Genomic DNA, 20,801 nt, shown 5'->3' with positions numbered 1-20,801 from the left:
CTCCGCTCAGCTCAGGTACTGGCTCAGGCCGCGCTTGATGTACCGGCCGTGACCCTTGCGGCCGATGTAGCCCCTGTCATCGACGATCACCTGGCCGCGCGACATGACGAGGTCCACATGGCCGTCGATCTCGAAGCCCTCCCAGGCCGAGTAGTCCATGTTCATGTGGTGCGTCTTGCCCACGCCGATCGAGGTGTGGCCATCGGGGTCGTAGACGACGATGTCGGCGTCGGCGCCGGGCTGGATGACGCCCTTGCGCCCGTACATCCCGAACATCCGCGCCGGCGTGGTCGAGGTGATCTCGACCCAGCGCTCCAGCGTGATCCGCCCCTCCACGACGCCCTGGTACATCAGGTCCATGCGGTGCTCGACGCTTCCGATGCCGTTCGGGATCTTCGCGAAGTTCCCGATCCCCATCTCCTTCTGCTCCTTCATGCAGAACGGGCAGTGGTCGGTCGAGACCATCTGGATGTCGTTCGTGCGCAGGCTGCGCCACATGGCGTCCTGGTGGCCGTCGTGGTGCGACCGCAACGGGGTGGAGCACACCCACTTGGCGCCCTCCAGCTCCCCCCACTCCGCGCTCTTCGCGGCCAGCTGCTCCTCGAGCGACAGGTAGAGGTACTGAGGGCAGGTCTCGCCGAACACGTTGTAGCCCGCGTCCCGCGCCGCGGCGATCTGCTCCACGGCCTGCTTCGCGCTCACGTGGACGACGTACAGTGGCGCGCCGGTGAGCCGCGAGATCATGATCACGCGGTGCGTCGCCTCCTCCTCCGTCTCCCAGGGACGAGTGAGGCCGTGCCACTCGGGTCCGGTGTGCCCGGCCTCGAGCGCCTGCTGCTGCAGCACGTCGATGATCGAGCCGTTCTCCGCGTGCATCATCATCATGGCGCCGTTCTCGGCGCCCTTCTGGAACGCGCGGAGGATCTGGCCGTCGTCCGAGAGGAACACGCCCTTGTAGGCCGTGAACAGCTTGAAGCTCGTCACGCCCTCGGCCACCAGCTCGTCCATGGCGTGCAGCGAGGACGTCTGCACGTCGGAGAGGATCTGATGGAAGCCGTAGTCGATCGCGCACTCCCCCGCGGCCTTCTCCTGCCACGCCTGGTACTGATCGAGGATGTTCTGGTCGGGGTACTGCACGACGAAGTCGACGATGCTCGTCGTCCCTCCCCATGCCGCCGCACGCGTGCCGGTCTCGAACGTGTCGCTCGCGAAGGTGCCGCCGAAGGGCATCTCCATGTGCGTGTGTGCGTCGATCCCGCCGGGGATGACGTACTTGCCCGTCGCGTCGATGACCCTGTCGACCGTGCGCGTCAGATCCGCCCCGACGATCTGAGACCCGGGCTCCAGCACCGCGACGATCCGCTCGCCGTCGACCAGCACGTCGGCGAGGCCGCGGCCGGTGGCGCTGACCACCGTTCCACCGGTGATGAGTGTCGTGCTCATGCGTTGCTCCTGTCAGGTGTCGGCTGCCTGGCCCGCGGCTCTCAGGGAGCGGGGATCGCGGTGTACGAGTCGGGGCGGCGGTCGCGGTAGAACTGCCAGCTGTCGCGCGCCTCGCGGATGAGCCCGAAGTCCAGGTCGCGCACGAGCAGCTCCTCGTGCTCGGACGATCCGTAGTCGCCCACGAGGTTGCCACGCGGGTCGACGAACTGGCTCCTGCCGTAGAAGTCGACGGCGAGGTCGCCGTACTCGTTGTCCTCGCGACCGACGCGGTTCGGCGCCGCCACGAAGTAGCCGTTCGCGGCCGCGGCGGCCGGCTGCTCGATCTCCCACAGCCGGTTCGACAGGCCCGGCTTGGTCGCGTTGGGGTTGAACACGATGTCGGCGCCGTTCAGGCCCAGCTCCCGCCATCCCTCGGGGAAGTGGCGGTCGTAGCAGATGTACATGCCGACCTTGCCGATGGCCGTCTCGAAGACCGGGTAGCCGAGGTTGCCGGGACGGAAGTAGAACTTCTCCCAGAACTTCTCGACGTGCGGGATGTGGTGCTTGCGGTATTTGCCGAGCACCGTCCCGTCGGCGTCGACCAGAACGCTCGTGTTGTAGTACACGCCGGCCATGGCCTCTTCGTAGATCGGCAGGACCGTCACGATGCCGAGCTCCTTGGCCAGATCCGCGAAGCGCTGCACGATCGGCCCGTCGGCGGACTCGGCGTAGCGGTAGTACTTCTGATCCTGCGTGATGCCGAAGTACGGACCGTAGAACAGCTCCTGGAAGCCGATCGCCTGCGCGCCCTGGGCAGCGGCGTCGCGAGCGAACTGCTCGTGCTTGTCGAGCATGGACGCCTTGTCGCCCGTCCAGGTGGTCTGGCTGATCGCGACGCGAACTGTGGTCATCTCGGCTCCTCCGCGGTGTGACGCCGTCTGCCGGCTCGTGATTGCGTCACTGTCGCGCTTGGACATTTCTCTGAGATTTCGCTTTCCACCTCCCCCGTAAATTCGCGGTCCTGCCCGTGCAGCGTGGCCGCGTGCCGCTGCAGGATCGACACATGACACCCGTCGCCACGGCAGGAACGCTCGCGCAGCGCATCGAGAGCCCCACGCCGTCCGGGATCGCCGCCTCGCTCGCGCGGCTCGTCGCGGACGGCACGCTCGCCCCCGGCGACCGCCTGCCGACGGTGCGCGAGGTCGCGAGGTCGCTGGGAGTGAGCCCGGCGACCGTGTCGACCGCGTGGCGCGCCCTCTCGGGGGCGGGAACGATCGTCTCCCGCGGGCGCGCGGGGACCTTCATCCGTGCCACGACCGCGCGCGAGGTCGCCCCGCACACGCGCCGCCTCGCCGGACACGTCCACGCCACGCGGCTCGATCTCTCGCGGGGCACGCCCGACCCGCTGCTGCTGCCGCAGCTCGCTCGCGCCTTCACGCGTGCCGCACCGCAGGCGGTGACCGCCAGCTACCACGACGTCCCGCTGCTGCCACGGCTCGAGCGCCTGCTGCGCGAGCGGTGGCCGATCGAGGGGCACGCGCTGACCGTCGTCAGCGGCGCTCTCGACGGCATCGACCGCTCGCTGCAGCAGCTGACGCGCTTCGGCGACCGGGTGGTCGTCGAGCAGCCGACGTTCCCGCCGTTCTACGACCTGCTCGACGCACACGATCTGGGGATCGTGCCGGTCGCGGTCGACGAGCAGGGTGTGGTGCCGGCGGCGCTCGCCGACGCGATGTCGGTCGGGCCCCGCGTGCTCCTGCTGCAGCCCCGTGCGCACAACCCCACCGGCGTGTCCATGACCGCCGATCGCGCCCAGGAGCTCGCGGAGGTCATCCGTCGTTCCCCGCGGGGACGGAACATCACGGTGATCGAGGACGATCATTCGGGCTCGATCGCGCAGGCGGAGTCCGTGACGCTCGGCCGGCATCTGCCCGATCAGACCGTGCTCGTGCGATCGTTCTCGAAGTCGCACGGGCCCGATCTGCGCATCGCGGCGCTGAGCGGGCCGGCCGCGCTGATCGCCCGCATCGAGGGCCGTCGCACGCTCGGCCCCTGGTGGGTGCCGCGCCTCATCCAGCATGCGCTCGCCGAGCTGCTCACGGATGGCGAGTCGATCGCGGAGGTCGCGCGGGCACGGTCCGCGTACGCCTCACGGCAGCGGCGCTTCGCGGACGCGCTGGGCGATGTCGGGCGGACGACCATCGCCGACGGCATCAATGCGTGGGTGCCCGTCGACGACGAGAGGGCCGCGATCGTCGGCCTCGCCGCGCAGGGCATTCGCGTCGCGGCGGGAAGCGCGTTCTTCCGCGACCAGATCACGACGACGACCGACGGCCGTGACCGCATCCGCGTCACCGTGGGGATGATCACGACCGACGTCGAGGCGGTCGCTCAGGCGGTGTCGAGGGCGTCGGCCTCGGCGCCCGCGACCTCGTCGTAGTCGCCGTGCCACCGCTCGGGTCGGGGGCCGAGCAGCAGGATCCCGGCGCCCACCGCGGCCTCGAGGCCCACGGCGAGCGCGAGGGCACCCGGCTCCGGTCCCGCCTCCGCCAGGCGCCCCGGGCCCATGGCGCCGGACGCGGCCGCGGCCAGCGCCGCGGCGGCCGCCCCCGACAGCACCGCGATCCCGAGCGCCACGACCAGGCGCGGCAGCACGGGCTCGGGGGCGCGCGCTCCGGCGCCGCCCTCCTCGGCCGCGGCGGCGTCGAGCTCGACGACGAAGCGTGCGCGAGCCGCCCATCCCGCGATCGCGCCGAGCGCCACGGGGATGAGGGCGGCGAGCAGCAGCGGCGCCGCGCCGTGCTCGGGCAGCAGCCCGAAGATCGGCAGCGCGGGGACGACACCGAGATCCGTGCTCACGGGAGAGACGGTCGTGCCGGCGCCGACCGCGAAGCCGGGCCCGGCGATCCAGGACGCCGCCCAGACGAGCGCCGTCGGCAGGTAGGCGAGGTGGGCGAGGGTGAGGCCCGTGGCACCGAGCGCGTCCACGTGCGCCGCCTCGAAGAGCGAGACCACCTCGCCGCCACGGAGAACGACCGACAGTGCCAGCGCGACACCGGCGGCACCGAGGAGCCCCACGACGACGATCGCCGCCCCGCGGACCGCGAGCGCGGGCACCTCGCGCCACGCCACGGCGAGCCCGTCCAGCACGTCGTGCACGCGATCGATCGGTCCGCCGTCGCCCTCCCGCCAGGCCTCGGCGATGACGCCGCCGAGCGCGCCGGCGGCGTAGAGCAGCGTGGGCCAGAGCACCGCGGGGGCCGGGTGCACGACCGCCACGGGGTTGTCGGAGGTGAGCAGCACGATCGCCGCGATGAGCGCCGTGGTCGCCGCCCCCGCGACCGTGCCGGTGATCCAGGCGCCCGCCGCCACCGCGCGGCCCCCCGAGCGGGCGGCGAAGAGCACGACGAACCCGGCGAAGGCGAGGGGCGCGAGCGAGACCGCGAACGACGCGGCCTCCTGCGGCAGCGACGCGGCGGCGAGGAACTCGTCGCCGAGGGTCAGCTCGACGGGCACGAGCATGCCCAGCTGCCAGATGCGCGCGGTCGCCGGCCACAGCGCCTGCCAGTCGGCGCCGCCGCCGAACGAGAAGATCCACAGGAGCGTGAGGGGCGCGAGCACGACGCCGACGGCGACGGCCGCCGCGACGGCGGCGTCGATCGCGGCGAGCAGGGCGACGAGGAGGCGATGCATGGGCGCTACCGAGCCTAGGTCGCCCGGCCTCCGATCCCCTGCGCCCATGCCGGGAACGGTCCGGGCCGGTGTCAGTCCTCGGTGGGCTCGAGCAAGAAGACGGCGATCCTGCGATCCGTCTTCTTCTGGTACTCGGCGTAGTCGGGCCACACGGCGACCGCGCGCTCCCACCACTCGTCGTACTCGGCGCCGTCGAGCTCGCGCGCGAGGTAGTCGCGCTTGACCGCGCCGTCCTGCAGCTCGACGTGCGGGTTCGCGCGCAGGTTGAAGTACCACTGCGGCGGCTCCGGGGCCCCGCCCTTCGACGCCACGACGGCGTAGCGGCCCTCGTGCTCGACCCGCATGAGCGCGGTCTTGCGCAGGCCGCCGCTCGTGGCACCCACGGTCGTCAGCACGATGACCGGCACCCCGCGCAGCGTGTTCGCCTCGGCACCGTTCGTCGCTTCGTATGTCTCGGCCTGCGTGCGAGCCCATTCGGCGGTGCTCGGCAGGTACTCACCCTTCAGCGGCATGACTCCAGCGTAGGACGAATGCGAGGCACCCGATTCCTCCCCGCCGGACGGAGGCCCCAGCCTGACCTCATGACGGGCACCTATCGGCTCACTCCCCTGCGGCGACGGATCGACCGGATCATGGCCGCGCTCGGGCGGCGCGGACTCGCGCCCGGTGGCGTGGCATCGCTCACCGTCGCCGGCCGCGCCACGGGCGAGCCGCGCACCGTGCCCGTGACGCCGATCCTCGTGAACGGGCGCCGGTACCTCGTCGCGCCGTACGGACCGGTCGGGTGGGTCCACAACCTGCGCGCGGCCGGGGAGGCGACGCTGCACCGCGGCTCGCGCGTCGAGCGCGTCCGCGCCGAGGAGCTCGACACCCGCGCCGCGGCCCCCGTGCTGAAGGCGTACGTGCGCCAGGTGCCGATCGTCCGCCCGACGTGGCGGCGGGCCCGGACGCCGACCTCGCGGCGTTCGAGGCGATCGCGCCGGCTCACCCGGTGTTCGCGATCACGCCCGTCGGCTGACCCGGCGCGAGCGCGAGCGCGGGCACCGCCCCCGGACGCGACGAAGGCCCCGCCCGGATCGGGCGAGGCCTTCGTGCGAGTGAGACTTACAGCGACTGCATGATCTCGCGCATGAGCGCGGCGGTCTCGCTGGGGGTCTTGCCGACCTTGACGCCGGCGGCCTCGAGGGCCTCCTTCTTCGCGGCGGCGGTACCGGCCGAGCCCGAGACGATCGCGCCGGCGTGGCCCATCGTCTTGCCCTCGGGGGCCGTGAAGCCCGCGACGTAGCCGACGACCGGCTTGGTGACGTTGGCCTTGATGTACTCGGCCGCGCGCTCCTCGGCGTCGCCGCCGATCTCGCCGATCATGACGATCGCCTTGGTCTCGGGGTCGTTCTCGAACGCCTCGAGCGCGTCGATGTGCGTCGTGCCGATGACCGGGTCGCCGCCGATGCCGATGGCGGTCGAGAAGCCGAAGTCCTTCAGCTCGAACATCATCTGGTAGGTCAGCGTGCCCGACTTCGACACGAGGCCGATGGGGCCCTTGCCCGTGATGTTGGCCGGCGTGATGCCCGCGAGCGCCTCGCCCGGCGTGATGATGCCGGGGCAGTTCGGCCCGATGATGCGCGTCTTGTTGCCCTTGGCCTTGGCGTGCGCCCAGGCCTCGGCGGTGTCGCCGACGGGCACGCCCTCGGTGATGACGACGAGCAGCGGGATCTCGGCGTCGATGGCCTCGATCATCGCGGCCTTCGTGAAGGCCGGCGGCACGAAGGCGACCGACACGTCGGCGCCCGTCTGCTCCATGGCCTCCTTGACCGATCCGAAGACCGGCAGCTCGACCTCGCCGACGCCCGGCTTCTCGTGCGTCACGGTGGTGCCGGCCTTGCGCGCGTTCACGCCGCCGACGATGTTGGTGCCCGCCTTGAGCATGAGCGCCGTGTGCTTGGTGCCCTCGCCGCCGGTGATGCCCTGGACGATGACCTTGGAGTCCTTGTTGAGGTAGATCGACATCTGTCTAGTCCTTTTCGATCCGGGGGCTCAGGCGTTCGCCAGCTCGGCGGCCTTGTCGGCGCCCTCGTCCATGCCTGCGGCGAGGGTGACGAGCGGGTGGTTCGCGGCGGCGAGGATGGCGCGGCCCTCCTCGACCTGGTTGCCGTCGAGGCGCACGACGAGCGGCTTGGTGGCCGCGTCGCCGAGGATCTCGAGGGCCTTCACGATGCCCTCCGCGACGGCCACGCACGAGGTGATGCCGCCGAAGACGTTCACGAACACGCTCTTGACCTGCTCGTCGCCGAGGATGACGTCGAGGCCGTTGGCCATGACCTGCGCGTTCGCGCCGCCGCCGATGTCGAGGAAGTTGGCCGGCTTCACGCCGCCGTGCTTCTCGCCCGCGTAGGCGACGACGTCGAGGGTCGACATGACCAGGCCCGCGCCGTTGCCGATGATGCCCACCTGGCCGTCGAGCTTGACGTAGTTGAGGCCGTTCGCCTTGGCCTTGGCCTCGAGCGGATCGGCGGCGCCCTTGTCCTCGAGCTCCTCGTGCTCGGGGTGGCGCACCTCGGTGCCGTTGTCGTCGAGGGTGACCTTGCCGTCGAGGGCGATGATGTCGCCGGCGCCGGTGCGGACGAGCGGGTTCACCTCGACGAGCGTGGCGTCCTCGCCCTTGTACACGTCGTAGAGCTTGACGAAGACGTCCGAGACCTTCTCGACGAGGTCCTCGGGGAAGTCCGCGGCGCGGGCGATCTCGACGGCCTTGGCCTTGTCGATGCCCTGCAGCGGGTCGACCTCGACCCGCGCGAGCGCCTCGGGCTTCTCGACGGCGAGCTGCTCGATCTCCATGCCGCCCTCGACGCTGCACAGCGACAGGTACGAGCGGTTCGCGCGGTCCAGCAGCACCGAGAAGTAGAACTCCTCGGCGATGTCGGCGCCCTGGGCGACCATGACGCGCTTGACGACGTGGCCCTTGATGTCGAGGCCGAGGATCGCCTTGGCCGCCTCGTACGCCTCATCGGGGGTCTTCGCGACCTTGACGCCGCCCGCCTTGCCGCGACCGCCGGTCTTCACCTGGGCCTTGACGACGACCACTCCGCCGATCTTCTCCGCCGCTGCCTTCACCTCCTCGGGGGTGTCGGCGACGATGCCGGCGAGCACCGGCACCTCGTACTTCTCGAAAAGGTCTCGAGCCTGGTACTCGTAGAGATCCACGTTGCAATCCTTATGTGGGCGACAGGGCCAGAGGCGTGGAAAACGTCTCGACGTCGAGCGAACTCGACCAAGACCCCAGCGTACTATCCCGCCGCGACGCGCCCGAACCCGCGAACCAGCCGCAGACACCGCGGCGACACGACGAACGCACCCGTCCCCGTGGGGCGCGGGTGCGTTCGGAGGGTCTGCGTCAGCGCTGTTCCTTGGCGCCGGAGCGCGCGTGGATGGGCAGCGCCATGGCGGCGCACACGAGCAGGATGCCGAGCGCGAAGACGACGGCCTGGAACGAGGGCACCATGAACGCGACGGCGAACGCCGCGAAGCCGGCGAGGAAGAGGATGCAGCTGATCAGGAACATCGCGCGCCTTTCTGGAAGTCTCCGACGATCCTACCGTGCGCGCGCAGGGGCATCCGGCTGTCGGATTCGCACAAACGGCGTGCGCGCGCCCACGCCGCGCCCTACCGTGTGGGCATGCCTGCGACGGGCGGAATGCCCGGCACCGACCGAACGGAGTGAGCAACGTGGCCACCGAGCTTCCCGGCGACCGTACCGAGCCGTACGACGTCACCTCTCCCCTCGACACCGACTACTACGCCGTCTTCGCCGACGTCTCCGGCGCGGATCGCGACGCGTGGGAGCGCGCGCGCACGCTCGTCGGCGAGTACTCGGATCGGATGGCGCAGGCGTGGGACCGCGCCGAGTACCCCGTGGAGGTGCTGCCGCGGATGGGCGAGCTGCACCTGCTCGGCGACGGCGTGGAGCACCCCGACCTCACGCCGATGTCGCCGCTCGCGGCCGGCCTGGTGAACATGGAGCTCTCGCGCGGCGACGGCTCGCTCGGCACGATCCTCGCGGTGCAGGGCGGCCTGGCCCTGCGCACCCTCGTCTTCTACGGCAGCGACGTGCAGAAGGACCGCTGGCTGCGCCCGCTGGCCACCGGAGGGGTGCTCGGGTCCTTCGCGCTCACCGAGCCGGTGCACGGATCCGACTCCACGTCGCTCGAGACGGTGGCGCGACGCGACGGCGGCGACTGGGTGATCTCGGGCGCGAAGAAGTGGATCGGCAACGGCGCCTCGGGCGGCATCACGTTCGTGTGGGCGCGGATCGACGACGAGACCGATACCGACCACGGCCAGGTCGGCTGCTTCCTCGTGGAGCAGGACGCGCCCGGCTACACCGGCACGGTGATCGAGGGCAAGGTCTCGCTGCGCGCGATCCACCAGGCGCACATCCGCCTCGACGGCGTGCGGGTGCCGGGCGATGCCCGCCTGCCCGGTGCGCACTCGTTCAAGGACACCTCGCGCGTGCTGTTCGCCACCCGATCCGGCGTGGCCTGGTCGGCGCTCGGCCACGCCACGGCGTGCTTCGAGGCCGCGCTGGCGTACTCGACGCAGCGCGAGCAGTTCGGCAAGCCGCTCGCGCGGTTCCAGATGGTGCAGGAGCGCCTCACGCAGATGCTGGCCGAGCTCACGGCCATGCAGCTGTACTGCCGCCGCCTGGCCGACGTCGAGGCGTCCGGCGCCCTGCGGCCCACCCAGGCGTCGCTGGCGAAGTACCACAACACCCGCGCTGCGCGCCGGATCGCGCAGACCGCCCGCGACGTGCTGGGCGGCAACGGCATCCTGCTCGAGAACCGCGTCATCCAGCACATGGCCGACATCGAGGCGATCCACACCTACGAGGGCACCGAGAGCGTGCAGGCCCTGCTGATCGGCCGCGACCTCACGGGCATGGGCGCCTTCGCCTGACCGACCCGGCGCCCCTGGTCACGGGGCATCGCCGGCGGCAGGATGGGCGCATGCTCCACGACATCCCCGCGCCGATGCTCGCCAAGGCCGTGCCGGCGATCCCGGATCCGGCGAAGCCCCCCGGCGGCCTGCTGTTCGAGCCGAAGTGGGACGGGTTCCTTCACTGAACCCGGGAAGGCCCGGTTGGACGTCAAGTGTGCGGCTCCGGGCGGAAGATCTCTTCCCAGGTGGTACCGAAGTCACGTGTCGTGACCACGCCACGTTGGTCGACGAGGGCGATCTCGTCGCCCGGCGTGACGGTGAGGGCCTGGGCGACACCTTCGTACTCGCCTCCGGTGGCCCACTCGCCGCTGGGGAGCTGGTAGACGAGTGTGTTATCGAAGCTGGTGCCGACCAGTAGCCCCAGGCTGTTCGTCGCGATCAGAACCATCCGCGGCGCAGTCTCGTCGAGCTCGAACGTCGCACCCGCGTCACGGCTGACATAGAGCCCTTCGGGAGTGGTCGCGTAGACGGTGTCGGAATCGTCGGGGTCGGCGAGCATGTCGCGTGCGTCGACGCCGACTCCGTCGTTCCAGGTGCGCCCGCCGTCGTCGGAGCGGTAGACGATGCCGAAGTTGTTCGCGTAGATGCGATTCGGATCGGATTCGCTGATGGCGAGGTCGTGGAAGTCGGCCTCACCGGTGAATGCGACGTTCGTCCAGGTGCGGGCGTTGTCGTCGGAGCGGATGAGGCCGAGATTCTGGCCGGCGAAGTGGTCGGGGCTGTTCGGCCCGGGGTGTCCGGAGGCATAGAGCTGACCGTCGACGGCGGTGAACCCCATGGCGTCGAAGTCGTTGCCGGCGACCGGTCCGCTGAGCTCCGCCGAGCGGGTGAGGGCGTCGAGTTGGTAGATGCCGCCGTGGCTGGCGATGAGCAGACCGCCCGTCTCGGGGTCGGAGGCGAGCCCGTGGATGTGCTCGAGGGCCACCTTGGTGTCGTGGTCGGGGTCCTCGGCTCGGATCAGAGCGCAGCCGGTGAAGAGGGGCGCAGTCAGGGCGAGGGCGGCGAAGGCGGCCAGGCGCCGTCGGGGAATGGCGGGGGTGAAAGGCATGGGAGATCTCCGGAATGGTTTGGGCAGGGCGAAGCCGGTGACCACCCGGACGGGGTGGCCACCGGCGCGGCGGGTGCTCACAGCTGGGCGAGCAGCTCCTGCATCTCGGTGATCTCGGCGGTCTGGTCCTCGACAATCTTCTGCGCGAGGGCGACGGCGTCGGGGTTCTGGCCGTTGTCGATCTGGGCCTGAGCCATGTCGATCGCGCCCTGGTGGTGCATGATCATCTGCTCCAGGAACAGGCTCGATGCGCTTTCGCCGTCGGCTTCCTCGAGGGCGGCCATGTCCTCTTCGGACATCATGCCGCCGCCGTGGTCCATCCCACCCATGTCGGTGTCCTGGCCCCAGTCTTCGAGCCACTGGTTCATGGTCTCGATCTCCGGGCCCTGAGCGGCCTTGATGCGCTCGGCAAGCGCGACGACGTCCGGGTGAACCCCGTCCTTGGCCAGCAGAGTGTCGGACATCTCTATGGCCTGCTGGTGGTGCATGACCATCTCCATCGCGAACGTCACGTCCGCGTCGTTGAACACCGCGCCACTGGCCTCAGCGGAGGCGCTGGGCGAGCTGCTGGTGCCGTTGCCGTGGTCCATGCCTTCCATATCGGAGCCACCGGTGTCGCTGCAACCGGTCAGGACGAGCGCGGTCGCGAGGATGCCGGCGTGGAATGCAATCGTGCGGATCTTCATGAGGGTCTGTCTCCTAAGTCGTTGTTGAGGGGCGTGCCGAAGCACGGGATCTGCGACAGCAGATGACCCTCAGGTGCGACTGATGGAGAGGACGTTCAGATCGGGAGGAACCGGCGGCGCCTCCGTGAGCGTCGCCGTGGCATGTGGCGGCGCCTGAGCGCGCGCAATGGTGACGACCCGGCCGGGGCGAATGGCGAGGACGATGCTGACGGCGAGGAGGGCGAGCACGCACGCCATGAACGCCATCGCGTCCATGCCGCCCCCGCAGTCGCCCTCAGCGCAGGGATCCGCCGCGGAATGATCACCGGCTGTAGCCGCGTCCGGGCTCGCGACGTCAACCATCGCGGGCTCACCGCCATGGTGCGCGCTCTCGCTGATCACCACGGGAGCGTGGTGGGTGCTGCCGCTGCTGAGCACGTGCATGCCGACGAGGCCAATCAGCACCCCGATGACGGCCGCGGCGGTGAGTAGGAAGGTGCGCGCCAGTGTGGCGCTCGGATGCATCGCCTGGCGCAGCGTCATCACGCTCATCAGCGCACCTCCCTTCCCGCTCACAATCTACGAAACCCGCCTGTCAGGCACCACGCAAGACCGCTGCAGCGGTGATCTCGGGGCGCATGTCCAGCCGGCGCAACAGCTGCGCGTTCAGCGCGACGACGATCGTCGACAGCGACATCAGGATCGCCCCGACCGACATCGGGAGCACGAACCCGAACGGGGCGAGCACCCCGGCGGCGAGCGGGACGGCGATCAGGTTGTAACCGGCAGCCCACCACAGGTTCTGCTTCATCTTCCGGTAGCTTGCCCGCGACAGCTCCATCACCGACAGCACCGATCGCGGGTCGTCGCTGGCGAGGATGACACCGGCGGAGGCGATCGCGACGTCGGTGCCCGCACCGATCGCTACACCCACGTCGGCCTGGGCGAGGGCGGGAGCGTCGTTGACGCCGTCGCCGACCATCACGACCTTGCGACCCTCCTCCTGCAGCTGCTTGACCTTGGAGGCCTTGTCCTCGGGACGCACGCCGGCGAAGAACCGGTCGATGCCAAGCTCCTCGGCCACGGAGGCGGCGACCGCTTCCGCATCGCCGGTGATCATCACGACCTGGACGCCGCGGACGTGGAGCGCCTCGATCGCCTCCCGGGACTCGCTGCGGATCTCATCGGCCAAGCGAAGCGCCCCGGCGACCTGACCGTCGATCAGGATGTGCAGGATGATCGCCCCCTCGCGGCGCCACTCGTCCGCGACGGGCAACTCGGCGGATCCCTCCTGCTCGAGCAGGTAGGGGCCGCCGACCTGTACCAGGTGCCCGTCGACGGTGGCGCGCACGCCGACCGCCGGTGAGGACTCGAACCCGGAGGATCCCGGCACCGCCAGTCGCTTCTCGCTCGCGCCGTTCACGATCGCGCGTGCCAGGGGGTGCTCAGAGTCCGCCTCGGCCGCCGCAGCGAGGGCGAGCAGCCGATCGGCGTCGATCCCGCCGGCGGGGTGCACCGCGGTGACCGCCGGAGCGCCCTTCGTCAGGGTGCCGGTCTTGTCGAACAGGACCGTGTCGATGGTGCGCATACTCTCCAGCGCCAACCGGTCCTTGATCAGCACTCCGCCGCGCGCGGCCCGCTCGGTGGCGATGGACACCACCAGCGGGATCGCCAGGCCCAGAGCGTGGGGGCAGGCGATCACGAGGACGGTGATGGTGCGGACCACGGCCTGATCTGGGAGGCCCAGCAGCGTCCATACCAGCGCGGTGATGGCGCCTGCGATCAGGGCGAACCAGAACAGCAGCGCCGCGGCGCGGTCAGCGATTCGCTGCGCGCGGGACGAGGAGTTCTGCGCTTCGGCAACCAGCCGCTGGATGCCGGCGAGGGTGGTGTTCTCTCCGATCGCGGTGATCTCCACGCGCAGGCCCGAATCGGTCGCGACGGTGCCGGCGACGACCTGGTCGCCCTCGGAGCGGCGGACCGGGCGGGATTCGCCGGTGATCATGGCCTCGTCCATGCTCGCGGAGCCCTGCACGACCCGCCCGTCTGCGGGCACGCGGCCGCCCGGGCGGACCACCACGACGTCCCCGACACGCAGGTCGGCGGGGGCGACGGTGACGGTGGTGTCGCCCTCGATGCGCTCGGCCTCGTCCGGCAGCAGCGCCGCGAGGGAGTCCAGCGCGGACGTCGTCTGGGCAAGGGAGCGCATCTCGATCCAGTGCCCCAGCAGCATGATGACGATCAGCAGCGCGAGCTCCCACCAGAAGTCGAGCTCATGGTGCAGGACGCCCACGCTCGCGCCCCACGAAGCCAGGAACGCGACCGTGATGGCCAGACCGATCAGCAGCATCATCCCGGGCTTGCGGGTGCGCAGCTCGCTGACCGCGCCGGTGAGGAAGGGCGCACCGCCCCACACGTACATCACCGTGCCGAGCACGGGTGAGATCCAGCTCACCCATGCGGCGTCGGGCAGCGCGTACCCGAGCAGCATGGCGAACATGCTCGAGAACGCCACCACCGGCACGGCGAGGGCGAGCATGATCCAGAACAGGCGGCGGAACTGCCCCACGTGATCACCGTGACCGGCATGCCCGCCATGACCAGCGTGCGCGGCTTGACCGGGATGCGCGCCGTGATTGTGCTCCGCTTGATCGTGACCGCTGTGGTCCTGGCTGCCGTGCGCTGCCGGTTCGGTCGCGACGGCCTCACGCATCCCTTCGGCAGTCACCTCTGGATCGGCGTGATCCATGGTGTGGCCGTGATGGTCGTGGTGGTCGTGCTTGGTGTGGTCGTGCTGGCTCATCGGAGCCTCCTCTGCGAGTTGCCGCCGCGGGCGGCCGTGGAACCAAGAGTGGGGTGATGGCGCTCGGCCGTGTCAGGCGTCGCTGACGGTGTAGCCGGCCTCAGCGACGGCCGCGCGAAGTGCTGCGGTGTCGACGGGAGCGGAGGTGCGGACGGTGACTGTGGACGTGCCGCCGGCAGCGAGTGCGACGGACACATCGGCCACGCCAGGAACCGCGGACAGCTCTTCGGTGACGCTGGCAATGCAGTGCGCGCACGTCATCCCCTCCACCAGCAGCGTGGCCGACAGTCCCGCTTCCACGGGCAGCTGTTGCGTCGTCGAGGCGCTCGGGGCGGCGCAGCAGGCGCATCCGACGCCGGCGTCCTTGAGACCCAGCTCGACTCGTTCGATCGTCATGATGATGTCCTTCCGGTGACGTGGTTCACGAGCGCACCAGGCGCGCGATGGCGGCGTTGGCTTCGCGGATCTTCTCCTCCGCGACCGGCCCGCCCTGCGCGGTCGCCTCGGCCACGCAGTGGCTGAGGTGGTCGCCGAGCAGCGACAGTGCCACCGCTTCGAGGGCCTTCGTCGCTGCGGAGACCTGCGTGAGGATGTCGATGCAGTAGTCGTCGTTCTCGACCATCCGCGCGATCCCCGCGACCTGTCCCTCCGCGCGGCGCAGCCTCTTCAGCAGCGCTTCCTTGTTGTCCGCGTACCCGTGCACGCGCCAATGATACATACCCCCACGGGGTATGCAACCCGGTGGGGGAATCTGTGCCGAGGCCCTACCGTGCCGAGGGTCGGGGAAGCGCCCCGATCGAGGAGAAGGAGGACGATATGACTGTTGCACAGCAGATGCTGACCACACACCCCCGGGCGGGCGCCGGCGCCGACACCGCGGCCTTGGTGCGCTGTATCGAGGCGTGCGTGGAGTGCGCCCAGGCGTGCACCGCGTGCGCAGATGCCTGCCTGAGCGAAGAGATGGTGGCTGACCTGACCGCGTGCATCCGCAAGAACCTCGACTGCGCCGACGTCTGCGCGACGACCGCCGCGGTCCTGTCGCGCCAGACCGGCTCGAACACCGACGTCCTGCGCGCCCAGCTCGAGGCATGCCGCGCGGCCTGTGCGTCGTGCGCGGCCGAGTGCGAGACGCACGCCCAGATGCACGAGCACTGCCGGGTGTGCGCCGAGGCCTGCCGCCGCTGCGAGCAGGCGTGCGCGGAGCTGTTGGGGGCACTGTGAGCCAGGCCGGGCACCACTCCGAGCACGAGGGCATGCCGCACTCGAAGCAGGGCGGGATGCAGCACGGGGGGATGGCGAGCTACGGCAAGCTCGCCATCTCCCTCGCACTCAGCTTCATCGTGATGTACCTGCTCACCTTCGCGATGATCAACGTCTTCGCCGACTTCCTGCCCAACATCAGCAACCTCTACATGGCGCTGATGATGGTGTTCCCGATGGGGATCATCATGATCGCCGTGATGTGGAAGATGTTCCCCAACAAGCCACTCAACATCGGACTGCTCGTCGGCTTCGCCGCGCTGTTCGTGGTGGCGTTCCTCATGGGCCGAGCAGAAGCATTCGTCGGGGATGACCAGTTCCTGCGGTCGATGATCCCGCACCACTCCCGCGCGATCCTCGTCTGCGAGCAGTCCAACATCACCGACTCCGAGATCGTCACGCTGTGTGAGCAGATCGTTCAGTCCCAGCAGGAGGAGATCGACCAGATGAAGGACATCCTCGAGCGGCTCAACGATTGAGAACGCGACCGGCGTCGGCGCCCCACCGCACACCTGGCCCCGACGCGAGCTGGTGGTCGACGTGCTTCACAAGGTTGTCTTCGCCGTCATCACGGGAATCGTCGCAGACCGGATGATCCGACCGCACTTGGTCTCCACCAGGGGGCGAACCAGCCACTGACCAGGGCGACGCGCGAGGCGCGTTAGCACGCCTTCCTTCCGCTAGGGCTATGCGAGGGAGAGGAAGAGTTTCTCGAGTTCTTCGGGGCGTGTGGCATCTTCTGCGTCTGGGTCGGCGAGGCACTCGCGGAGGGCGCTTGAGATGACGAGGAAGCCGGCCCTGTCGAGCGCCTTCGAGACGGCGGCGAGCTGCTGCACGACGTCGCGGCAGTGGGCGTCCTGTTCGACGGCGGTGATGACCGCTGCCAGCTGCCCGTGTGCTCGGCGGAGCCGGTTGACGACCTTGCGCTTTGCCTCCTGGTCGTGCTCCGGTGCCGCGTCCGCGAGTGTGGGTGTGCTTGCCATGAGAGGTCCTTTCGTGAGCCCGAGTTGACAACCAGCATACCCCCGGGGGTATAGTTGGGCTACCGGCGGCGGATACTCCCCCGGGTATAGCGAAGGGGTGCGCAGATGTGCCGAGCAGTGATGTGCCGCACGTGCGGCAAGACGACATGGGCCGGCTGCGGCCAGCATGTCGCGGCGGTGAAGAGCAGCGTCGCGAGCTCCGACTGGTGCGGTGGTCAGCACACCGCCGCGGAGCTGGAGGCGGCACAGGCGAACCGCGGCGGGTTCTGGTCACGCCTGTTCGGACGCTGAGGTCGGAGGACGCGCATGCCTACAAAGAACCTGACTGCTGAGACGTTCGAGAGCACCGTCACCGCCACCGGCATCGTGCTCGTGGACTTCTGGGCTGCCTGGTGCGGCCCGTGCCGCGCCTTCGCGCCCGTGTTCGAGTCCGCCTCGAACCGCCACCGCGACGTGGTGTTCGCAAAGGTCGACACCGAGGCTGAGCCTGAACTCTCGGCGGCTAACCGCATCACCTCGATCCCGACGCTCATGGTGTTCCGCGACGGAGTGCTCGTGTACTCCCAGCCCGGCGCGCTCCCGACACCGCAACTCGAGCTGCTGATCCAGAAGGCGCGTGAACTCGACATGGACGAGGTTCACCGGCAGCTCGCGCAGCGCACCGCCTAACCAACTCGCACAGACTAAGAGCCCCGAAAGGAACACCATGTGCGCACGAATCATCTGCCCTGCGTGCGGCAAGCCCACGTGGGACGGCTGCGGCCAGCACATCGAGCAGGCCCTCGCAGGAGTCCCCGAGAACGAGCGCTGCTCATGCAACTGATCACGGATCACGAGGAAAGGAGCGATCGCGATGCTGCTTGAGCGCATCTACGACGAAGACCTCGCACAGGCCAGCTACCTGATCGGCTGCCAGCGCAGCGGCGAGGCCGTCGTGGTGGACCCACGACGCGATATCGGCGCTTATCTGGATCTCGCCGGCAAGCACGGCATGCGCATCGTCGCAGTGACCGAGACGCACATCCATGCCGACTACCTGTCCGGCACGCGCGAGCTCGCTGCGCACACCGGCGCGACCGCGTACGTATCCGACGAGGGCGGCCCGGACTGGACGTATGGGGCAGGCTTCGACACCGCCGTGCGCATGAAGCACGGTCACCAGATCACGCTGGGGAACGTCACGCTGGAAGCCGTTCACACCCCCGGACACACTCCCGAGCACCTGTCCTTCCTCATCACCGACGGCGCTCAGACCAACGAACCCGGCTACATGCTCACGGGCGACTTCGTCTTCGTCGGAGACGTCGGCCGGCCCGACCTGCTCGACGAGGCAGCCGGAGGCGTAGACACCCGCTTCGCAGGCGCCCACGCACTGTTCGCGAGCCTGCGCGATCACTTCCTCACACTTCCCGACTACGTGCAGGTGCTTCCCGCGCACGGAGCCGGATCCGCCTGCGGAAAGGCGCTGGGAGCGATCGCCGCCTCCACGGTCGGGTACGAGCGTCGCTTCTCCTGGTGGGGTTCGTACCTCGCCAACGACGACGAGCAGGGCTTCGTCGAGGCGCTGCTGAGCGACCAGCCCGATGCCCACGCCTACTTCGCGCGGATGAAGACACAGAATCGTGTGGGACCGGCCGTGATCGGAGAGTTGCCGACGCTGAGCGAGTACACGACAGCCGAGCTGCTCGTCGCCCTGGCAGAGGATCGGGTGATCTTCGTCGACACCCGTCATCACAGTCAGGTGCACGAAGGAACGGTCGCGCGTTCGCTGAACGTGCCGGGCGAAGCCAAAGCGGCCACCTACGGATCGTGGGTCTACGACCCCGAAACCGAGTTCCGGCCCCTCGTGTTGCTGGCCGACTCCCGGGCCGCCGCAGAGCGGATCCGCGACCACCTCATCCGGGTCGGCATCGACAACGTACAAGGCTTCATCACGACCATCGAGGGTCTTTCATTGGTGCGTCCCAAGACTGTCGCGCCGGATCGGCTCGGTCAGATCGATCGCGCGCTTCTGCTGGATGTGCGCAACCGGACGGAGTTCGCCGCCGGCCACATCCCCGGCGCCGACCAGATGTCCGGCGGTCGCGTCATGTGGCACACCGACGGACTGCCTGAGACCGGCACCATCGTGACTTACTGCCAGAGCGGTGTCCGCAACAGCGTCACCGCGAGTGCCCTGCGGCGGGCCGGCTACGACATCGCCGAACTAGAGGGCAGCTACGCCGCATGGTCGGCGCTACCCGACGCAACCCGACCGGCCGCCTGACTCCCGCGGTGGGACCTCGATGAACTCGGATGATGGTCAACGCCGCGCCCGAGGTGGTCTCGAATCAGACCGACACAACGGTCTCGTATCCGGTTGACATAGCCAGGTGGTGTTAAGCACCTCCGTGAGGCGAAAATCGACCGGCTTCTCGAGCTGCTCGTACGTGCATGTCGTCGGGTCTCGGTCCGGACGCCACCGCCGGAACCTGGCCGTGTGTCGGAACCGGTCTCCCTGCATGTGGTCGTACGCCACTTCGACGACCAGTTCGGGGCGAAGCGGGACGAAGGAGAGGTCTTTGCCCTGGCTCCACCGGCTTTGAGTGCCCGGCATCCGGTCTTCCGTCGCAGTTCCAGCAGCGCCGGGCTGCACCCACGGATGGTCGTCCGTGCCGGCCTCCAGGTGCTTCAGTTCCTCGATCAGCGCCGCCCGCCGCGCTGTCGTGAACGAAGCGGAGACGCCAACATGTTGGAGTCGCCCGCCGTCGTACAGTCCGAGCAGGAGTGACCCGAGGAGCGGCTTGCTCGGTGTCGAGCTCTTGTGAAGCCTGTAACCGGCGACCACGCAGTCGGCTGTGCGCTCGTGCTTCACCTTGAACATCACTCGCTTATCCGGCTGGTACACGGCATCGAGCGGCTTGGCGACGACACCATCCAATCCAGCGCCCTCGAACCGGGTGAACCAGTCCTGCGCGCGGGAGAGCTCGGACGTCTTCGGGGTCAGGTGGATGGGAGCGTCGGCATCGACGAGCGCATCCTCGAGCCGCTGACGGCGCTCTCCAAAAGGAAGCGCCATGAGGTCGTCGTCCTCCTCGGCGAGGAGGTCGAACGCGATGAAGGATGCCGGCGATTGCGCAGCGAGAAGCTTGACGCGGCTGGCTGCAGGGTGAATGCGTTGCTGCAGCAGATCGAAGTCCAACCGCTCACCGCGGATGATGACGATCTCTCCGTCCAGCACGCACCGTTCGGGCGTCGTGTTCTTCAGTGCCTCGACCAGCTCGGGGAAATAGCGGGTCATGGGCTTCTCGTTGCGGCTGCCAAGGATGATCTCGTCGCCGTCGCGGAAGACTATGGTCCTGAATCCATCCCATTTGGGCTCGACGTGCCCCAGATCGGGGATCGACGGGACCGCTTTAGCGAGCATCGGCGCTACGGGCGGCATCACTGGCAGGTCCATGGAAACATCCTGGCCGCATCTGCAGCTTTCGTCGCGATACTCAGCTGCCCGGAACCGCTTCGCTGGCGCGCTGCTTGGCAAGAGCCTCGTCTCGGCGTCGACGGATGTGCACCAAGCTCTCCTCGAGGGCGGCTACCTCGCCGAGCCAGACGTGCCGTCTGGCTTCCTCGAGACGTCCCTCGGCGTTGACCGCCATCTCTTCAAGGCGCGGGCTCTGTCGCGGGTCCACGTCCAGGAAGCGGCATTTCGCGCACGCGCTTTCGTGCACGCACGGCGTCGCGTACGGCCGGTGACAGTCGCCGAGCGCGACCTTGCGCAGCAGGAAGTGCTGCTCGAAGTCGCCCCACTCCGCCTCCGTCGCCTGTCGGAACTCGCCCTCGGGTCGCGCGCCCCGACGCCGTTCGATGAAGCCCTCGACTACGCCACCCCAGCCGAGGTCGAAGCCACCTACTATCAATCACGAGAAGCCGCCCCGGCGCTCACATAGCGATCGGAA

The 20,801-nt window shown here is 69.3% G+C and carries 25 protein-coding genes and 1 pseudogene; 11 read left to right on the top strand and 15 right to left on the bottom strand.

All coding sequences use genetic code 11. The features are described from left to right. Positions 1 to 6 precede the first annotated feature (6 nt). A complete protein-coding gene (hydA, locus tag ACYVJ0_RS03115) occupies positions 7 to 1,443 on the bottom strand; it encodes a dihydropyrimidinase (RefSeq protein ID WP_460815927.1) in 1,437 nt (478 codons plus the stop codon). Between the two features lie 41 nt (positions 1,444 to 1,484). Then, positions 1,485 to 2,333, bottom strand: a complete 849-nt coding sequence (locus ACYVJ0_RS03110) for a nitrilase-related carbon-nitrogen hydrolase (RefSeq protein WP_460815925.1) — start codon at positions 2,331 to 2,333, stop codon at positions 1,485 to 1,487. A gap of 152 nt (positions 2,334 to 2,485) precedes the next feature. Here ACYVJ0_RS03110 and ACYVJ0_RS03105 point away from each other — a divergent pair, with 152 nt between their 5' ends. Then, positions 2,486 to 3,862 (top strand): aminotransferase-like domain-containing protein, encoded by a 1,377-nt coding sequence (locus ACYVJ0_RS03105; RefSeq protein WP_460815923.1) that lies wholly within the window; start codon positions 2,486 to 2,488, stop codon positions 3,860 to 3,862. On the opposite strand, the gene ACYVJ0_RS03100 is transcribed toward ACYVJ0_RS03105, so the two are convergent. Together ACYVJ0_RS03100 and ACYVJ0_RS03095 are read right to left on the bottom strand one after the other, a co-directional pair. After that, positions 3,814 to 5,115: a cell division protein PerM gene (locus ACYVJ0_RS03100; protein WP_449853467.1), complete on the bottom strand. Its 1,302-nt coding sequence runs from the start codon at positions 5,113 to 5,115 to the stop codon at positions 3,814 to 3,816. The two genes, ACYVJ0_RS03105 and ACYVJ0_RS03100, sit on opposite strands and share 49 nt — an antisense overlap. 71 nt (positions 5,116 to 5,186) lie before the next feature. Continuing rightward, entirely contained in the window at positions 5,187 to 5,627 is a 441-nt protein-coding gene (locus ACYVJ0_RS03095; RefSeq protein WP_460815921.1) for a nitroreductase family deazaflavin-dependent oxidoreductase, read from the bottom strand. A gap of 69 nt (positions 5,628 to 5,696) precedes the next feature. Between ACYVJ0_RS03095 and ACYVJ0_RS03090 the strand changes: the two genes are divergently transcribed. Then, on the top strand, positions 5,697 to 6,236 hold the full coding sequence (locus ACYVJ0_RS03090) for a nitroreductase family deazaflavin-dependent oxidoreductase (RefSeq protein ID WP_460815920.1): 540 nt from the start codon (positions 5,697 to 5,699) through the stop codon (positions 6,234 to 6,236). Here the strand turns inward: ACYVJ0_RS03090 and sucD are convergent. The 3 genes from sucD to ACYVJ0_RS03075 all read right to left on the bottom strand — a co-directional run bounded on the left by sucD (position 6,220) and on the right by ACYVJ0_RS03075 (position 8,674). Further along, positions 6,220 to 7,122: a succinate--CoA ligase subunit alpha gene (gene sucD / locus ACYVJ0_RS03085; RefSeq protein ID WP_449853470.1), complete on the bottom strand. Its 903-nt coding sequence runs from the start codon at positions 7,120 to 7,122 to the stop codon at positions 6,220 to 6,222. The two genes, ACYVJ0_RS03090 and sucD, sit on opposite strands and share 17 nt — an antisense overlap. Before the next feature lie 27 nt (positions 7,123 to 7,149). Further along, the gene (sucC, locus tag ACYVJ0_RS03080) at positions 7,150 to 8,316 is read right to left on the bottom strand and encodes an ADP-forming succinate--CoA ligase subunit beta (RefSeq protein ID WP_460815918.1); all 1,167 of its coding nucleotides are present in this window, start codon (positions 8,314 to 8,316) and stop codon (positions 7,150 to 7,152) included. Positions 8,317 to 8,506: 190 nt separating this feature from the next. Continuing rightward, a complete protein-coding gene (locus ACYVJ0_RS03075; protein WP_449853472.1) occupies positions 8,507 to 8,674 on the bottom strand; it encodes a hypothetical protein in 168 nt (55 codons plus the stop codon). Between the two features lie 164 nt (positions 8,675 to 8,838). Here ACYVJ0_RS03075 and ACYVJ0_RS03070 point away from each other — a divergent pair, with 164 nt between their 5' ends. Next, the gene (locus ACYVJ0_RS03070) at positions 8,839 to 10,065 is read left to right on the top strand and encodes an acyl-CoA dehydrogenase family protein (protein ID WP_449853473.1); all 1,227 of its coding nucleotides are present in this window, start codon (positions 8,839 to 8,841) and stop codon (positions 10,063 to 10,065) included. 50 nt (positions 10,066 to 10,115) lie between these two features. Beyond that, positions 10,116 to 10,223: pseudogene (locus ACYVJ0_RS03065) on the top strand (ATP-dependent DNA ligase); the annotation flags it as partial. 32 nt (positions 10,224 to 10,255) lie between these two features. On the opposite strand, the gene ACYVJ0_RS03060 reads toward ACYVJ0_RS03065, so the two are convergent. The 4 genes from ACYVJ0_RS03060 to ACYVJ0_RS03045 form a co-directional block, all read right to left on the bottom strand. After that, positions 10,256 to 11,236 carry a F510_1955 family glycosylhydrolase gene (locus tag ACYVJ0_RS03060; protein WP_460815916.1) on the bottom strand — a complete coding sequence of 327 codons (981 nt, stop codon included), beginning with the start codon at positions 11,234 to 11,236 and terminating at the stop codon, positions 10,256 to 10,258. Then, positions 11,233 to 11,841 carry a DUF305 domain-containing protein gene (locus tag ACYVJ0_RS03055; RefSeq protein WP_460815914.1) on the bottom strand — a complete coding sequence of 203 codons (609 nt, stop codon included), beginning with the start codon at positions 11,839 to 11,841 and terminating at the stop codon, positions 11,233 to 11,235. The genes ACYVJ0_RS03060 and ACYVJ0_RS03055 overlap by 4 nt, the downstream gene beginning before the upstream one ends. A 69-nt stretch (positions 11,842 to 11,910) precedes the next feature. Then, the gene (locus ACYVJ0_RS03050) at positions 11,911 to 12,372 is read right to left on the bottom strand and encodes a DUF6153 family protein (RefSeq protein WP_460815912.1); all 462 of its coding nucleotides are present in this window, start codon (positions 12,370 to 12,372) and stop codon (positions 11,911 to 11,913) included. A gap of 43 nt (positions 12,373 to 12,415) precedes the next feature. After that, on the bottom strand, positions 12,416 to 14,359 hold the full coding sequence (locus ACYVJ0_RS03045; RefSeq protein WP_460815989.1) for a heavy metal translocating P-type ATPase: 1,944 nt from the start codon (positions 14,357 to 14,359) through the stop codon (positions 12,416 to 12,418). Between the two features lie 30 nt (positions 14,360 to 14,389). Between ACYVJ0_RS03045 and ACYVJ0_RS03040 the strand changes: the two genes are divergently transcribed. Then, positions 14,390 to 14,680, top strand: coding sequence for a hypothetical protein (locus ACYVJ0_RS03040; protein ID WP_460815910.1), 291 nt, complete (start codon positions 14,390 to 14,392; stop codon positions 14,678 to 14,680). A 15-nt stretch (positions 14,681 to 14,695) separates the two neighbouring features. On the opposite strand, the gene ACYVJ0_RS03035 is transcribed toward ACYVJ0_RS03040, so the two are convergent. Together ACYVJ0_RS03035 and ACYVJ0_RS03030 are read right to left on the bottom strand one after the other, a co-directional pair. After that, positions 14,696 to 15,019, bottom strand: coding sequence for a heavy-metal-associated domain-containing protein (locus ACYVJ0_RS03035; protein WP_460815908.1), 324 nt, complete (start codon positions 15,017 to 15,019; stop codon positions 14,696 to 14,698). 25 nt (positions 15,020 to 15,044) lie between these two features. Then, complete coding sequence (locus ACYVJ0_RS03030) at positions 15,045 to 15,326, bottom strand: metal-sensitive transcriptional regulator (RefSeq protein WP_067027616.1); 282 nt, start codon at positions 15,324 to 15,326, stop codon at positions 15,045 to 15,047. 113 nt (positions 15,327 to 15,439) lie between these two features. Between ACYVJ0_RS03030 and ACYVJ0_RS03025 the strand changes: the two genes are divergently transcribed. Further along, a complete protein-coding gene (locus ACYVJ0_RS03025; protein ID WP_460815906.1) occupies positions 15,440 to 15,844 on the top strand; it encodes a four-helix bundle copper-binding protein in 405 nt (134 codons plus the stop codon). Continuing rightward, positions 15,841 to 16,362: a DUF305 domain-containing protein gene (locus ACYVJ0_RS03020; RefSeq protein WP_233441183.1), complete on the top strand. Its 522-nt coding sequence runs from the start codon at positions 15,841 to 15,843 to the stop codon at positions 16,360 to 16,362. The genes ACYVJ0_RS03025 and ACYVJ0_RS03020 overlap by 4 nt, the downstream gene beginning before the upstream one ends. 207 nt (positions 16,363 to 16,569) lie before the next feature. On the opposite strand, the gene ACYVJ0_RS03015 is transcribed toward ACYVJ0_RS03020, so the two are convergent. Further along, positions 16,570 to 16,866 carry a metal-sensitive transcriptional regulator gene (locus ACYVJ0_RS03015; protein ID WP_055988447.1) on the bottom strand — a complete coding sequence of 99 codons (297 nt, stop codon included), beginning with the start codon at positions 16,864 to 16,866 and terminating at the stop codon, positions 16,570 to 16,572. 105 nt (positions 16,867 to 16,971) lie between these two features. On the opposite strand from ACYVJ0_RS03015, the gene ACYVJ0_RS03010 reads away from it, so the two are divergent. The 3 genes from ACYVJ0_RS03010 to ACYVJ0_RS03000 all read left to right on the top strand — a co-directional run bounded on the left by ACYVJ0_RS03010 (position 16,972) and on the right by ACYVJ0_RS03000 (position 19,132). After that, positions 16,972 to 17,157 carry a hypothetical protein gene (locus ACYVJ0_RS03010; protein WP_055988449.1) on the top strand — a complete coding sequence of 62 codons (186 nt, stop codon included), beginning with the start codon at positions 16,972 to 16,974 and terminating at the stop codon, positions 17,155 to 17,157. 15 nt (positions 17,158 to 17,172) lie between these two features. Then, complete coding sequence (gene trxA, locus ACYVJ0_RS03005) at positions 17,173 to 17,535, top strand: thioredoxin (RefSeq protein ID WP_055988450.1); 363 nt, start codon at positions 17,173 to 17,175, stop codon at positions 17,533 to 17,535. 184 nt (positions 17,536 to 17,719) lie between these two features. Next, positions 17,720 to 19,132, top strand: a complete 1,413-nt coding sequence (locus ACYVJ0_RS03000; protein WP_460815904.1) for an MBL fold metallo-hydrolase — start codon at positions 17,720 to 17,722, stop codon at positions 19,130 to 19,132. 36 nt (positions 19,133 to 19,168) lie between these two features. On the opposite strand, the gene ACYVJ0_RS02995 is transcribed toward ACYVJ0_RS03000, so the two are convergent. Continuing rightward, positions 19,169 to 20,305, bottom strand: a complete 1,137-nt coding sequence (locus ACYVJ0_RS02995; RefSeq protein WP_460815902.1) for an ATP-dependent DNA ligase — start codon at positions 20,303 to 20,305, stop codon at positions 19,169 to 19,171. Between ACYVJ0_RS02995 and ACYVJ0_RS02990 the strand changes: the two genes are divergently transcribed. Continuing rightward, a complete protein-coding gene (locus ACYVJ0_RS02990; protein WP_460815900.1) occupies positions 20,304 to 20,792 on the top strand; it encodes a hypothetical protein in 489 nt (162 codons plus the stop codon). The genes ACYVJ0_RS02995 and ACYVJ0_RS02990 overlap by 2 nt on opposite strands. Positions 20,793 to 20,801 lie beyond the last annotated feature (9 nt).

Source organism: Microbacterium petrolearium, from assembly GCF_054782875.1.
This window is presented reverse-complemented; position numbering and strand designations above follow the sequence as displayed.